General features: G+C 66.6%; 15 protein-coding genes. 7 read left to right on the forward strand and 8 right to left on the reverse strand.

All coding sequences use genetic code 11. The features are described from left to right. Positions 1-486 precede the first annotated feature (486 nt). Complete coding sequence (locus U5919_RS12745; RefSeq protein WP_336024788.1) at positions 487-1,098, forward strand: DUF6149 family protein; 612 nt, start codon at positions 487-489, stop codon at positions 1,096-1,098. A 23-nt stretch (positions 1,099-1,121) separates the two neighbouring features. On the opposite strand, the gene U5919_RS12750 is transcribed toward U5919_RS12745, so the two are convergent. After that, positions 1,122-2,468 (reverse strand): NAD(P)/FAD-dependent oxidoreductase, encoded by a 1,347-nt coding sequence (locus U5919_RS12750; protein WP_336024789.1) that lies wholly within the window; start codon positions 2,466-2,468, stop codon positions 1,122-1,124. Between the two features lie 117 nt (positions 2,469-2,585). Here U5919_RS12750 and U5919_RS12755 point away from each other — a divergent pair, with 117 nt between their 5' ends. Beyond that, the gene (locus U5919_RS12755; protein WP_336024790.1) at positions 2,586-3,464 is read left to right on the forward strand and encodes a homoserine kinase; all 879 of its coding nucleotides are present in this window, start codon (positions 2,586-2,588) and stop codon (positions 3,462-3,464) included. A gap of 91 nt (positions 3,465-3,555) precedes the next feature. Here U5919_RS12755 and pdxS read toward each other — a convergent pair whose 3' ends face one another. Continuing rightward, the gene (pdxS, locus tag U5919_RS12760) at positions 3,556-4,464 is read right to left on the reverse strand and encodes a pyridoxal 5'-phosphate synthase lyase subunit PdxS (RefSeq protein WP_336024791.1); all 909 of its coding nucleotides are present in this window, start codon (positions 4,462-4,464) and stop codon (positions 3,556-3,558) included. Positions 4,465-4,639: 175 nt separating this feature from the next. On the opposite strand from pdxS, the gene U5919_RS12765 reads away from it, so the two are divergent. The 3 genes from U5919_RS12765 (at position 4,640) to U5919_RS12775 (ending at position 7,849) form a co-directional block, all read left to right on the forward strand. Then, positions 4,640-5,410, forward strand: coding sequence for a DUF1405 domain-containing protein (locus tag U5919_RS12765; RefSeq protein WP_336024792.1), 771 nt, complete (start codon positions 4,640-4,642; stop codon positions 5,408-5,410). A gap of 149 nt (positions 5,411-5,559) precedes the next feature. Next, a complete protein-coding gene (locus tag U5919_RS12770) occupies positions 5,560-6,642 on the forward strand; it encodes an enolase-like domain-containing protein (protein WP_336024793.1) in 1,083 nt (360 codons plus the stop codon). A 94-nt stretch (positions 6,643-6,736) separates the two neighbouring features. Beyond that, entirely contained in the window at positions 6,737-7,849 is a 1,113-nt protein-coding gene (locus U5919_RS12775) for a GNAT family N-acetyltransferase (protein WP_336024794.1), read from the forward strand. 54 nt (positions 7,850-7,903) lie between these two features. On the opposite strand, the gene U5919_RS12780 is transcribed toward U5919_RS12775, so the two are convergent. Next, positions 7,904-8,995, reverse strand: coding sequence for an aminopeptidase (locus tag U5919_RS12780; protein WP_336024795.1), 1,092 nt, complete (start codon positions 8,993-8,995; stop codon positions 7,904-7,906). A 139-nt stretch (positions 8,996-9,134) separates the two neighbouring features. Between U5919_RS12780 and ddfA the strand changes: the two genes are divergently transcribed. After that, positions 9,135-9,470 carry a DdfA family disk-determining factor gene (gene ddfA / locus U5919_RS12785; protein ID WP_336024796.1) on the forward strand — a complete coding sequence of 112 codons (336 nt, stop codon included), beginning with the start codon at positions 9,135-9,137 and terminating at the stop codon, positions 9,468-9,470. Between the two features lie 89 nt (positions 9,471-9,559). On the opposite strand, the gene U5919_RS12790 is transcribed toward ddfA, so the two are convergent. From U5919_RS12790 to U5919_RS12800, 3 genes are all read right to left on the reverse strand, one after another. After that, complete coding sequence (locus U5919_RS12790) at positions 9,560-10,258, reverse strand: helix-turn-helix domain-containing protein (RefSeq protein WP_336024797.1); 699 nt, start codon at positions 10,256-10,258, stop codon at positions 9,560-9,562. Positions 10,259-10,357: 99 nt separating this feature from the next. Further along, positions 10,358-10,921: a DUF1684 domain-containing protein gene (locus tag U5919_RS12795; RefSeq protein WP_336024798.1), complete on the reverse strand. Its 564-nt coding sequence runs from the start codon at positions 10,919-10,921 to the stop codon at positions 10,358-10,360. Between the two features lie 114 nt (positions 10,922-11,035). Then, entirely contained in the window at positions 11,036-11,338 is a 303-nt protein-coding gene (locus tag U5919_RS12800; RefSeq protein ID WP_336024799.1) for a DUF8028 family protein, read from the reverse strand. A 292-nt stretch (positions 11,339-11,630) separates the two neighbouring features. Between U5919_RS12800 and cmk the strand changes: the two genes are divergently transcribed. Continuing rightward, positions 11,631-12,245, forward strand: coding sequence for a (d)CMP kinase (cmk, locus tag U5919_RS12805; protein ID WP_336024800.1), 615 nt, complete (start codon positions 11,631-11,633; stop codon positions 12,243-12,245). A 29-nt stretch (positions 12,246-12,274) separates the two neighbouring features. Here the strand turns inward: cmk and U5919_RS12810 are convergent, their stop codons facing one another. Together U5919_RS12810 and U5919_RS12815 are read right to left on the reverse strand one after the other, a co-directional pair. Next, entirely contained in the window at positions 12,275-13,204 is a 930-nt protein-coding gene (locus U5919_RS12810; RefSeq protein ID WP_336024801.1) for a DMT family transporter, read from the reverse strand. Positions 13,205-13,298: 94 nt separating this feature from the next. Continuing rightward, complete coding sequence (locus U5919_RS12815) at positions 13,299-13,820, reverse strand: CBS domain-containing protein (RefSeq protein ID WP_336024802.1); 522 nt, start codon at positions 13,818-13,820, stop codon at positions 13,299-13,301. Between the last annotated feature and the right edge of the window lie 29 nt (positions 13,821-13,849).

The following is a 13,849-nucleotide window of genomic DNA, read 5'->3' on the forward strand; positions in this document are numbered from 1 at the left end:
CCCCGCGTCGCTTTGCGGTTGCTCGGCACTTCGACGCGGGGACAAAGACGACGCCGAGACGGGGACGTCGTCAACGGCGGTGTGCCGACTGTTCGCCAACGAGATAGCCGCGGCGCTGCGATGGTGACCTGTCTCAGCGAGTCGACGGCTGACCACAGAACCGCTTGGGTGGGAGTCCGCGAGTGGAACGAGCGGGAGGTCGATGGACGCGGAGCGTCCATCGGAAATGGAAGGGGCCGCGCGCTCGTCAGCTGAGACGACGTAAGCACTGCAGGAGCGAACGGAGTGAGCGACGAAGCGCGCAGCGAGTCGCAAGCAGCGAGGGATCCGGATCCCTCTGGCAGTCGGCGCTTAGCGCCGCCGACGACGAGCGCGCGGGGGCTTCCGAAGTGTCCATAGTCGTGACGTCGGCGTCGACGGACTTCGCTGAAAAGCATCAGTCGTAAACGCGTGTCATTCAAGTTCCGTCGGTCCTAGGAGCCGATAATGAAGCTCCGTCAGAACATCCGCCACTTCGCGGCGAAGAAGGCGCTGACGATGCCGGTCGTCGGCGACATCGCGACGGACAAACTCGTCGACCTCCACGTCCGCGTGTTCGGCGAGAAGGCCGACCCCGAGCACCGCGAGGAGCGCGAGCCACATATGGCGACGTTCTTCGAGTTGACGTTCGACACGTACGTCCGCGCGCTCGAAGAGGGATACACCGAGGCGGCCGCGCGCGAGATCACGCACGTACAAGCGAACTTCGACTTCTACAACCACGGCTGGACGGAGATGATGGAGTTCCCGGTCGAGGAGCTCGAAGCGCACTACGAGCGCTACGAGGAGTTCTTCGAGCGCTACGACATCGACATCGCGAACCCGCTCGGCGATTTCCGCACGAAGGACGTCCCGGACGCGCCCTCGACGCCCGAGCGGCTGGACGATCCGGGACACCCGCACGCGGAGGGCGGCTTCGCCGACGACGTCTACGTCGAAGACGAGAACGGAGAGCTCCGCGTCGGCGGCCGCGAGGAACCCGACGACGTCGACGTCGGCGTCGCGCCCGGCTTACAGGACGTCGAAGGCGACGCCGAGACCGACGAGTCGGAAGCCTGAATCACTGGTCCGCGACCGGCACGCTACGGCTCCGCCCCGCCCGCGAGCGACGCGTCGATCCGGTCGGCGACCTCGTAGCCCGCGACGATGCCGCCGTTGAGCGACCGTTCGGGATACTGCGCCGCCGAGGCCATCCCGGCGTAGTAGACGCCCTCGCCGACGTCTTCGTCGAGGTGGTACGGCACGACGAGATTCCGGTAGCCGCACTCGTAGATCGGCGCGGCGCGGGGGTTGCGCGCGACGCGGAACTGGGTGATCGAAGCGCGGTCGAAGTCGGGGAACATCGACTCGATCTCCGCGAACCACGTCTCTCGAACCTCGTCGTCGTCCATCCGCCAGAGCTCCTCCTCGGCATCTTGGACGTACGACGCGACGTAGAGGAGGTGGTCGCCGCCGTAGCGCTCGCGTTCGATAAAGTTGGTGTGCTCGATGAGTGCGCCGAACGGCGCGTCGTGCGCGACGTTCAGCCAGTAGGTGTCCAAAAGCGATTCGTCCATCGTGGCGAGTCCGCAGATCGCCCCTTGGAAGTCGATCTCGCAGGAATAGCCCGTCAGCGACTCCAGTACGTTCGGCATCGTCGCGACGACGGCGACGTCGACGTCGTGGGTGGTTTCGCCGGCGTCGTCCCCGTCGTCGCCTCCGCCGACGGTCAGCGACCGCACCCGGCCGTCTTCGACCGTGAGGTCCGTCACGAACGCCCCCGTCGTGATGTTCTCGCGGCCGACCGCGTCGACGAGCGCGTCCAGCAGGACGCCGAAGCCACCGTCGAAGTAGCCGAGGATCTCCCCGCGCAGGAGGTCGCGCTCGCCGCGGAAGCGGACGCGGCCGAGGAACCACGCCGCGGAGATGTCGCCCTTCCGATCGCCGTATTTCCCGTCGAGAAGGGGATCGACGAAGTTCTCGTAGACGCTTTCGGTCGTGTGCTCCTCGACGAATTCTCTTACTGTTACGTGCTCGTACTCCGCGAGGTCGTCGTAGGCGTCGAAGTCGGGAACGAGGCCGCGGACGTCGATCCCCTGCGTGAGCATTCCCAAGCGGAACTTGTCGTAGAGACTCATATGCGGGTACGCGAGGATCTCCCACGGGGTGTCGAGCGGGTGGACCACGCCGTCGACGTAGTAGCCGTTGGTGCCGACGCGCCACTCGATTCGGTCGCCGAGTCCCAACTCCTCGGCGAGTTCGACGATCGTCTGCTCGGATTTCGAGAGGTGATGATAGAACTGTTCGATGTCGTCGCCGGCGGTCTCGTACGTGGCCGCGAGCCCCCCGAGTCGGTCTGCGGCCTCGAACACCTGTACGTCGTGCCCGCGCTGCTGCAATCGATAGGCGGCCGCGAGTCCCGCGATCCCGCCGCCGACGACGCCGATCATACGCGCCCTACACGACTTGCGGGAATAGTGCTTCTGTTCCTGTTCGGACGATCCCCGCGCACCCTTACTGCTCCCTCGTTCGCTACCTTTTTACCGCCGTTGGGCAATCTGACGCGTATGCAGACGGTCAGGGCCCCGGCGACGAGCGCGAATCTCGGCAGCGGATTCGACGTGTTCGGCGTCGCCCTCGATCGTCCCGCCGACGTCGTCCGCGTCGAAAAGGCCGAGCGGACGACGATCGAGATGACCGGCGTCGGGAGCCAGTACATCCCCGAAGACCCCGAGAAGAACGTCGTGGGCGCGGTCGCGGAGGCGCTGGACGCGCCGGCACACATCGAGATCGACAAGGGCGTCCGTCCGTCCTCCGGACTCGGCTCGTCGGCGGCGAGTTCCGCGGCGGCGGCGGTCGCGCTGAACGCGCTCTACGACCGCGGGCTCTCCCGGGAGGAGCTCGTCCCGATCGCCGCGGAGGGCGAGGCAGTCGTCTCCGGCGAGGCCCACGCCGACAACGTCGCGCCGGCCCTCCTCGGCGGCTTCACGGTCGCCCGCGGCGACGCGGTCACGACTGTCGACGCCTCGATACCGCTCGTCGCCTGTCTCCCGGAGATCGCCGTCTCGACCCGCGACGCGCGAGATGTCGTCCCCGAATCGGCGTCGATGGAAGATGTCGTCCACACCGTCGGGTCGGCGGCGACGCTCGCGATCGGGATGTGCCGGAACGACCCCGAACTCGTCGGCGTCGGAATGGACGAACGCGTCGTCACGCCCGCCCGCGCGGAACTCATCACCGGCTACGACGCGGTCCGCGAGGCCGCGTTCGACGCCGGAGCGACGGGTGTCACCGTCTCCGGCGCGGGACCCTCGATCCTCGCGCCCTGCGGGGAGTCGGACCGGCGGCACGTCGCCGCCGCGATGGTCGACGCCTTCGCCGACGCGGGCGTCGAATCGCGCGCGTACCAGACGCGCGTGAGCCGCGGCGCGACGCTGTACGAGTAGTCGGACTGCGGAATCCCGCGGCTCGAAGCACCGAGCGCGTCGGAACAAACCGCGAAAATATGGTTTCTGACCGAGCCGTCGCGTCCCGGAGTTAGACGCCGCGACCCTGCAGCTTCTCCTCTTCGGGCAGGCTCGTGTTGGCCTCGCCTTTCATCCCCGCGCCGAGGTTCGAGGCGATCGCCGCGAGCTCGTCGGGGTCGTCCCAGTTGTTGACGGCCTCGACGATCGCTCGGCCCATCGCCGGGGGGTTCTCCGCGCCGAAGATCCCGGAGCCGACGAAGATGCCGTCGCACTCGTGGTGCATCATCAGCGCCGCGTCGGCGGGCGTCGCGATGCCGCCCGCCGCGAAGTTCACGACCGGCAGCCGCCCCATTTCGGCGGTCTCGTGGACGAGCTCCGCGGGCGCTTCGTGCTCGCGGGCCCACTTCTCGCGCTCCTCGTGGGTCTTGCCCTCGAGTTCGCGGATCGCGCCCTTGATGTTGCGCTGGTGGTGAACGGCTTGGTTCACGTCGCCGGTGCCCGCCTCGCCCTTCGTCCGGATCATCGCCGCGCCCTCGTCGATACGGCGGAGCGCCTCGCCGAGGTTGCGTGCGCCGCAGACAAACGGCGCGGTGAACTCGCGCTTGTCGATGTGATAGCGCTCGTCGGCGGGGGTGAGCACCTCGCTCTCGTCGATCATATCGACGCCGACCGACTGGAGGATCTCGGCCTCCTTCGTGTGACCGATCCGGGATTTTCCCATCACCGGAATCGAGACGGATTCGACGATTTCTTTGACGTCCGCGGGATCGGCCATCCGCGCGACGCCGCCGCGCTTGCGAATGTCCGCGGGGACAGCTTCCAGCGCCATCACCGCGACTGCACCGGCCTCTTCGGCGATTTTCGCCTGCTCGGCGTCGACGACGTCCATAATGACGCCGCCCTTCTGCATCTGTGCGAACCCGCGCTTGACGAGGTCGGTCCCGCGGCGGAGTTCGGAGAGATCGGTCGCTTCGGACATACTGGTGAATTGCGGTCGGATGCACTTAAACCGTTTAGTCACGGCCGCGTCGGCGGTTCGGGCGTCGCTTGCTCGGGCTGTCCACGCGTCGCCACGGAACCGATGTCGCTTCTCCGCTCGTCGCGCTCGGATCACGAACCGGCACCACTTTTTCGTCTGCATCCGAGCGTCGGGTATGGCATCGTCTCGCGCGCCGTCGACGCTCGGCGCACTCGTCTCAGGCGACGGACTGCCGGAGCCCGAGAACCTGCCGCGGTGGCTCGCGCCGCTGCCGACGTGGGTGGAGAACGCCGGCCTCCGGCTCGTCTGGGCCGTCGTCGCGATCAACCTCCTCGGCACGGCGTTCGGCTTCTGGTATTACGGCTTTCACCCGCTGCCGCTTTCAGATCCGCTCATCACGTGGCAGTTCGCCGCCGAGCCGATCGTGATGTGGCCGCTCGTCCCCGACAGCCCGATGGCGACGCTCTTTATCGCATTGGCCTTCGCGAGTTGGAAGCTCGGACGGACGAACGAGTACCTCGCGGCGCTCGCGTTCTTCGGCTGCTGGAAGCTCGGCCTCTGGACGCCCTACGTGCTCGCGGTGTTCTCGGACGCCTTCCTCCGGACGACGTGGCTGCCGCTCTACGTCTTCCTCTTCGTGAGCCATCTCGCGATGGTCGTGCAGGCGTTCGTCCTCCACCGGATCGCCGATTTCCCCGTCCGCGCCGTCGCCGTCGCGCTCGCGTGGTACGCGCTCAACGACCTCGTCGACTACTTCGTCCCGATCGTCGGTGATCCCCATCACACGTCGCTGCCGCTCGCCGATTCGACGGTCGTCGACGTCGGCGGCGGGACGACGGTACTTCTACTGGCTGCGGTCGGAGCGGTGCTTCTCACCTTTGCGGCGACCTTCTTCGCGCTCTCGACGCGCGTGAAGAAGTTGGAGCTTCGGCTGCGGACGGATTGATCGGACTGGAGTTGTGACTTTAGGCGGACTGTCAAATGGCCGCTGCGGGCGGATCGATCGAACGGCGACTGCGGACGGATCGGCCGTCGGGTCCGACCCGCCACACCGACTACCCACGCTTTTCCCGCCGCCGCCCCACCTACTACGCGATGAGTGATCTCTTCGACGCCATCGCCGACCTGCCGCTGTCGATCGAATCAATCGACCGAACGCGGCGCGAGCGCGATACTTCGAGCGGTTTCGTCCGGGCGACGACCACGGTTCACCTCTCGGGGCCGGTTCTCGGGGACGCGGACGCGAGAGACGAACCGCACGTCGGCCGCGGCGAGGACGTCACCTACGACACTGAGGACCACGACGCCCTCGCGGACGCGCCGCCGTTCGATCTCGCGGGCGAGTACACGTTCGCCGAATTCTCCGCGCATCTCGACGACGTCGAGCTGTTTCCGACGAAACCGCCGGAGCGCGAGGCGTCGCGTCACTACCGCCGCTGGGCGGTCGAGTCGGCGGCGCTCGACCTCGCACTCCGGCAGAACGGTCTCTCGCTCGGCGAGGCCGTCGATCGAATCCCGGACCCGATCCGCTTCGTCGTCTCGACGCGGTTGGGCGATCCGCCGACGACGGAGCGCGTAGCGGCGATTCTCGACGCGTACCCCGACACCGAGTTCAAACTGGACCCCACGTCCGAGTGGAGCGAGGCCCTCGTCGAAGACGTCGCGGCGACCGACGCCGTTCGGATTCTGGACCTGAAGGGACTCTACGAGGGAACGGAAGTCGATGCCGAACCCGATCCCGACCTCTACGCGCGCCTCCTCCGCGCGTTCGGTGACGCCGTGATCGAGGACCCGGCGCTGACGGAGGAGACGCGCCCGCTGTTCGACGGCGAGGAGGGGCGCGTCTCGTGGGACTACCCGATCACGGGCGTCGAATCGGTCGAGGCGCTGCCGTTCGAGCCCGAGTGGTTGAACATCAAACCCTCCCGGTTCGGCACCGTCGAGTCGCTCTTCGAGACGATCGAGTGGGCCGAGGCGCGCGACGTCAGCCTGTACGGCGGCGGCCAGTTCGAGTTGGGCGTCGGTCGCGACCAGATCCAATTGCTCGCCTCGCTGTTCTACCCCGACGGGCCGAACGACGTCGCACCCGGCGACTACAACGACCCGGACGTCGTTTCCGGGTTACCGACCAGTCCGCTCGACGCGCCCGAAAACGGGGTCGGACTGGACTGGGCGTAGTTCCCGGACGCGCCCGGCCACGTCCTGTCGGGAGTCGAACCCTACCGCGGCTAGCGTGTCTATACTAACGACAACGTCGACCATACGGAACCGTATGGCGAACGTACAACGGGCCGCGGCGGAGTACGAGATCCGTCGCTACTGTCCCCGAGACCGGGCCGGATTCCTGTCGCTGTACGAGTCGGTCTGGGGACGACCGAAGGGGCGCGCGTGGTTCGACTGGCGCTTCGAGTCGAACCCCTACGCCGACCGCGTCGAAATCATCGTCGCCGAACACCGCGGGACGGTCGTCGGCGCGGAACCGCTACTCGCGTTCCCGCTCGCCACCGACGAGGGATCGATCACGGCCAGACAGCCGGTCGACTGGATCGTCCATCCCGATCACAGACGCAGGGGCCTCTTCACGCGGATGACCGAGGAGTTGCTCTCGACGGCGGCCGAGCGGACGCCGCTGCTTTTCAACTTTCCGAGCGCTCTCCTCCGACCGGGACTCGAAAAGTTCGACTGGACGGAGCTGGGCTCTGTGCCGACGAGGTATCGGCTTCACAACCTGACCCGCTTCGCGCCGGAGGACGGGGGGCTCGTGCCGCGGGCGATCGGCGTCGCCGCCCGGGCCGGCTCCCCGGCGCTTCGGACCTGCCTCGGCGCAGTCGAACGGGCGACCTCGCGATCGACAGCCGTCGACGTCGACCGGGTAGACAGGGTCGACGTCCCGGCGGTCCGCGCGGTCTACCGCGACACCCGCCCGGACGCGATTCACGTGCCCCGCGAGGAGCCGTTTCTCGCGTGGCGGTTCTCGAACCCTCGGTGGGAGACGACGACCTACGTGGCCCGGGAGGGCGAGCGACCGGTCGCGACGATCGTCGCCGCGACGGAACGGGTCGACGACTCGGTGCTCACACGAATTCTCGACGTCCAGCCGATGGGGGGCGACGGAGAGCGGGCGGCAGCGTTCGAAGCCGCGCTCTGCGCCCTCGTGAGTGATCACACGGCCTCGGACTGTCTCGAAGCGGCCGCGACGCCCTTCCCGGAGGTCTTGCGCCGCCACGGGTTCCTGAGCGACGCCGGATTCCCGCTCGCTCACGTGTCGACGCCGACGACGCACGCCGTCCGTCCGCTCACCTCGGACGTCGACAACGCGCTCGGGTGCGACGTCCTCGACGCCGAGGAGTGGATTCTCGCCATGGGCGACCGCGACGTCGCCTGATATCGTGACAACGCCCGGCGCAGCGGACCTCTCTCCTGATCCGTTTCGCCTCGTTTACGCGTCCTCGAACCCGTCCTCGAAGACGAACGTGCCGTTTCGCTGGACGGTCTCGCCGTCGACTTCGATCACCGAATCCTCGCTCATATCGACGATCATATCGACGTGCTCGGCGCTCTCGTTGCGCTCGTTGCCCTCGCCGACGGTCTCCGGGTACGCCGACCCGACGGCCATATGGACGGTATCGCCCATCTTCTCGTCGAAGAGCATATTGTACGTGAACCGGTCGATCGCGCGGTTCATCCCGATTCCGAGTTCGCCGAGGTAGCGCGCGCCCTCGTCGGTCGCGAAGATCCCATCGAGGACTTCCTCGTTTCGCCCCGCGCTGTAGGACTCGACGCGACCGTCCTCGAATCGCACGCGGACGTCCTCGATCTCGCGTCCCTGCCGGTACAGCGGCATATCGAAGTACACCTCGCCGTCGACCTCGTCTCGCACGGGCGCGGTGAACACCTCGCCGCCCGGGAGGTTCTTCTCGCCGAAGTCGTTCAGCGTCTCGTTCCCCGCGAGACTCATCGTCACGTCCGTCTCCTCGCCCGAACGGATGCGGATTTCGTCGGCGTCGTCGAGGATCTCGACCATCCGCTGTTGGTGCTCGCGCTGGGCGTCCCAATCGAGGCTGACGGCGTCCCAGACGAAGTCTTCGTAGGCCTCTGTGCTCATCCCAGCGAGCTGGGCGTTGCCGCTTGTGGGAAACTGCGTGAGACACCACGTCTTCGAGAGCCGCTCTTGGAGCACTGGCTGCATCGCCCGGCGGTACGCCGCGTTGCGCTCGGGGTCGACGTCGGCGGTCTCGGTCGCGTTGACGTCGCCGCGGACGGCGATGTAGGCGTCCATCTCCTCGTACATCGCGAGCAGGTGCTCGGGCGTCTCGAAGTCGCCCTCGCGGTTCCGAAGGAACGCGCGGGTCGCTCGGGAGTCACTGTTGATCGACACCGGGTGTGCGCCGCGCTCTGCGCACTCCTCGTGGAGCGCGACCACCAGATCTTCGGCGGCGGCCGGCGCGCTGATCACGACGCGGTCGCCGGCGTCGATTCCCGTCGAATGGTCGGCGACGATCCGTGCGTGTTCGCGGATTCGCGGGTCCATACTCGAAGATCGGCGGTGCGGACCAAACGCCTTTCGCCACGCCGACTGCTGATTTCTGTCGCGGGGGCGGTACTCGAACCTTGATATGTAGGGCGGTTCGCTTTATGACTCCAGTGCGTTCTTCCGAGAGAGGCACCCTATGATGACCAACCACCCTGATCACCAGCCCGTCGACGACGCCGACGGCGACTCACTCGTCGATTCGGAAACCGCCGTGTACACTCGTGACCCCGACGAGACTCCTTCCACGAGCGTTATCGAGGCAGTCGCCGAAGCGACCGGAACCGACGCCATGGCCCTCCCACCGCTCTACGATTCGATCGACACGGACGCGATCGACGATCTCCTCGGCGGACGCTCGGAGCCACGCACCGCCGGGCACGTCTGCATCACGTTCCGATTCGCCGACTGCGACGTCGCCGTCTACGCCGACGGGCGGACGATCGTCTCGGAATCGACATCCGAATATCGGTAATCGCCACTGACGCTTCGGTCGGCGGAGTGCCGACTGCGCTCTGGGCGTTGATGAACTCTGGCCGTCGGTGCGCTCTCTCAGTCCGACGCCTACTGCGACCCCGCGAACAACGTGGTCAGGAGCTTGCGCTCGGCGGCGTGGATGTGCTCCGAGAACGTGGCCGACGTGATCCCGAGTTTTTCGGCGACCGCTTGACCGGTGGTCTCTCGCGGCCAGTCGTAGTACCCGGCATCGAATGCGGCCTCGATGACCTGTCGCTGTCTGTCGGTCAGGACGTCGTGGAGAATCTGCTGATACCCCGACCGGGTAAACATCGGCGAAACGCCGTCTTTCTCCCGCTTGCTCGCCAGTTCGACGTCCGGATGCGTCGCGAGGAAGGCGTCGATGATCGGCCTCGGATCGTACTGCGCTGGGATCTCAGCGACGATTCGCCCCTCGCCGTCCTCGCCGCGAACGGTGCGTGGGAGCGCGCCCAGTTCGGCGAGGTGGTACGCCGGGCAGTCCCCGGAGACGGTGAACTCGAAGAGGCCGCCGTCCTCGTAGGTACTGAGTAACGCAACATCGGCCGTCTCGTGCTCCGAAGCAAGCGCAGTGATGCGCTCTGGGTCGACTCCCGTCACGTTAAAGAACTCCGCGTACCGGCCGTCACCGCGATCGATCATCTCGGCGAGCTCGAAGGTACACGATTCGGCCTCCGAGAGCCGGACGAACGGGTATCGAGCGCTTCGGAGGGAGAATTCGACTTCCAGCACGGAGTCGTCCCGCTCGCGGTGGGCTTTCTTGGACATCGCTGCTCCCCTGGTACTACCTCGTTTTCGGCTATGAAGGTTTGGTGCGAGGAAGATTTGGTGCGAGCGGCTCCAATCGTCGCCGACGCCACCGGCGGACTACTTCGACCAGTCGCGCTCGCCGGCGTGAACGGCGGTTTCGAGCCAGTTCTCTTCGGGCGGGAGCGGACACGAGAACGCCTCGCTGAACGCGCAAAATGGCGTGTACGCGAGGTTGAAGTCGACGACGACGCTCTCATCGTCGGCGAGACCTCCGTCGGGGTGCAGCTCCAGATAGCGACCACCGCGGTATGTCTCCTGCCCGGTCGTCTTGTCGCGGAACGGGACGAAGATCGGTTCGTCGGCATCCTCGGGGCGCTGTTTGTACCCGTGGAGCCGACGCTGTTGATCGTCGTCGTCGAACGCGAACTCGAAGGTGACGACGCGAACGTACCGGAGCTCCTCGCCGGTGTTCGTCTCCATCGGAACGGGTTCGGGATCATCGTGTTTCGTGACGCCCGCCTCGACGCGGTAGGCGGGGTCCGGTTCGAAGTAGTCTAAGCCGTCGAACCCCTCTCTATCCGCCGGCGGTATCGGCGACTGCGAGTGCGAGCCGAAGAAGTCGTCTTTCTCTCGGCGGTTCGCGCGGAGCGTCTCGACGTAGTCGTCGTCGGCTTCGGTCATACTCGGTCAATTCACGCCGCGCCGTAACGTTTGACGGTTCGCGCCGGTGCGGTTTGATGGGTCGCACCGCACGGTTTGACACTCCGCCTCGGCACGTCCGCTTCTGCGGACTGCCTACGGAACGGCGTCGCCGCCGCGGTTCCCGTAGCCGTGTCCCAGCAGGAGTGCGACGACGTTCGCTCCGAGGAGCGCGAGAAAGACGGTCGGTTCGCTCCCTTCGAGCCCGCCGAGGAGCAGCGGCACGTACAGGAAGGGGAGGGTGACCGCCGTCCAGAACGCGACGAACCGGAGCGGGGCGGCGAGGGCGGTTATCGAGGGCGCGACGGTCGACGACGCTGTGAGTCGTTCGCGAGCGCTGGCGACGCGCTCGGAGCCGAAGAGGTCATGTAAGTTCGACATAACGGGGGGATTCTCCATATTGGACTCACGGCGGTATCCCTCATATAGCCGCCCGAGCGTTGGCGTCGATTCACGTCCGTTCACGGCGTCGAAACGGCGTTAGGCACCTGATTTCGACGCGATTAACGGCGTCGATATCGTTTATCGCGCCCGCTAACGCTTTTTCACGTTTATTGTCATATATTCGACTATATCGGACGCACACGACGTCGCAACCGTCTCGTCTGTCGACGCGTGATGTGCTCCCATCCGTCGAAGCGACGTGCAGTCCAGCGGCTTTTTGTGGTGCGGGGATAAGTCCTCAATGTCTATGACAGACGACGACGTCCCGACGGCGCGGTCGGTCGACAGCAACCTCTTTATCACGGTTTCGGGACCGCCGGGCTGCGGCGCGACGACCCTCTGTGATGGGCTGTCGGCCGCGCTCGACTGCGGGTACGTCTCCGGTGGGGACATCTTCCGCGAGCTCGCCGACGATCGGGATATGTCCCTGTCGCAGCTCATCGCGAAAACCGACGAGACCGACGAGATCGACCGCGCGCTGGACCGTCGCCTCCGAACGATCGCCGAAAAGTGGGGCGCGGCGAACAAGCCGTTCATCCTCGAATCCCGGCTGGCGGGCTGGCTCGCCGGCAACCGCGCGGACCTCCGGATCTGGCTCGACGCTCCCGAGGAAGTGCGCGTCTCGCGAACGCGGGACCGCGAGGAGATGGAAGCGGAGATGCGCGTCCGCGAGGTCAGCGAGGCCGGCCGGTACAAGTCGTATTACGACGTCGACGTCTCCGATCAGTCGTTCTACGACCTCTCGGTCAACACCGCACGCTGGAGCCCCGCGGCGACCTTGGAGATGATCCTCACCGCCATCGAGGAGTACGATCCGGAGGTCGACGAGGGCGCGTTCCGGACGAAAGACATCGAGCTTTAACGGCCAGTTACCGAGCGATGGGGCCCGTGCTACGGTCGCGACACCATCTTCCGGAGCCGCGGCACCTCCGCGCGGATCGCCCGGCGCTTGAGGAGGAGAAAGCCGACGAAGATGACGACGAAGCCGACGACGGTGAAGGCGGTCGGCACCTCGTCGAGGACGACCCAGCCCGCGAGCGCCGCGAAGACCGGCGCGACGTAGGAGACGAGATTTATTTCTATCGCGCCCAGCCGATCGAGCAGATCGAAGTAGATGAGGAAGCCGAGCGCGCTCGCGACGAGGGAGAGATACGCCAGCGCCGCCACCGACTCGACCGTCCAGACGGCGTCGGCCATCGACTCGCCCATCCCGGCGCTCACGCCGTGCATAATGAGCGCGCCGCCGATCATCGACCACGCCTCCATCGTCTCGATCGGGATATCGGCGTCGACGCGGCGGGTGAGCACAGAGCCGAGTGCGAACGCCGCCGCCGCGCCGAAGATCAGGAGCTTCGCGACCGCGCCGCCCGTCAAGAGGTTGTTCGGATCGGGGTTCGAGAGGATCACCACGCCGACGAGGCCCAGCAGTAGCCCGGCGACCCCGACGGCCGTGAGCCGCTCGTCGGGGAGAAACAGACGCGCGAATCCGCTCGTCAGGACGGGGCTGAGGCTCACGATGACCGCCGCCGCCGCCGAGGTGACGGCCGGGTCGGTCTCGCCGATGAAAAGCAGCGTGTGATAGCCGGCGATGAGCAGCGTCGCGCCGATGGCGACGACGGTCCACTGCGCTCGGGTCCGCGGGAGCGGGTCGTCGGTGGCGTAGAACGCGTACGCGAGCATCAGCACGCCCGCGATGTCGTAGCGGAGCGCGGCGAAGAGCACCGGCGGGATGTACGCCAGTCCGGCCTTGATGGCCATGAAGGCCGACCCCCACGCCGCGGCGAGGAGGGCGAATAAGAGGAGATTTCGGTACCGAGTCACAGCGAAACTGTCGCGGCGGTCGTCCTGAACGTTTCGTTACGACGACGCGTTCGGTGGGCGACTCGAGCGCTTCAGACGCTCGCTCTCGCGATGCTCACTCGGCGTCGCCCGCTCGCCGCTGGTCACGAACCGCTCGGATGACGTCCTGCCGGGCGACGATCCCGACGAGTTCCCCGCCGTCGACGACCGGCAACCGGTTGATGTCGCGCTCCTCGTCGGCGAGGAGGTCGAGGATCTCGTCCAGCGACGCGTCGGGTGCGACGGTGACGACGTCGGCGGTCATCACCTTCCGAATCGGTTTGCTCGTGTTCCGCAGCAGGTCGATCCCGAGGTCGAGGTCGTCCCACGAGACGTCGACCGCGTAGGTGAGCGTCTCGAGGAACGGCGGGAAGCCGACCGGGATCCACAGCGTCCGGTCTTTCGTCTGGAACAGTTCGACGAGGTCGTGTTGGGTGACGATCCCGACCACCCCGCCGCCGTCGTCGACGACGGGAAAGCCGTTGAAGTCCGCGCGGGCGAGGCGACCGAGCACCTCGCTCACGTCGTCGTCGGGAGAGACGGTCTCGACGTCCGTCGTCATCAGATCACGCGCTGTCAGCGATGTGATATTCGCCATAGCCGACCTTCGTCGTCCGGCGGCCTAAC

Source organism: Halobellus sp. LT62, from assembly GCF_037031285.1.
Taxonomy (GTDB): domain Archaea; phylum Halobacteriota; class Halobacteria; order Halobacteriales; family Haloferacaceae; genus Haloquadratum; species Haloquadratum salinisoli.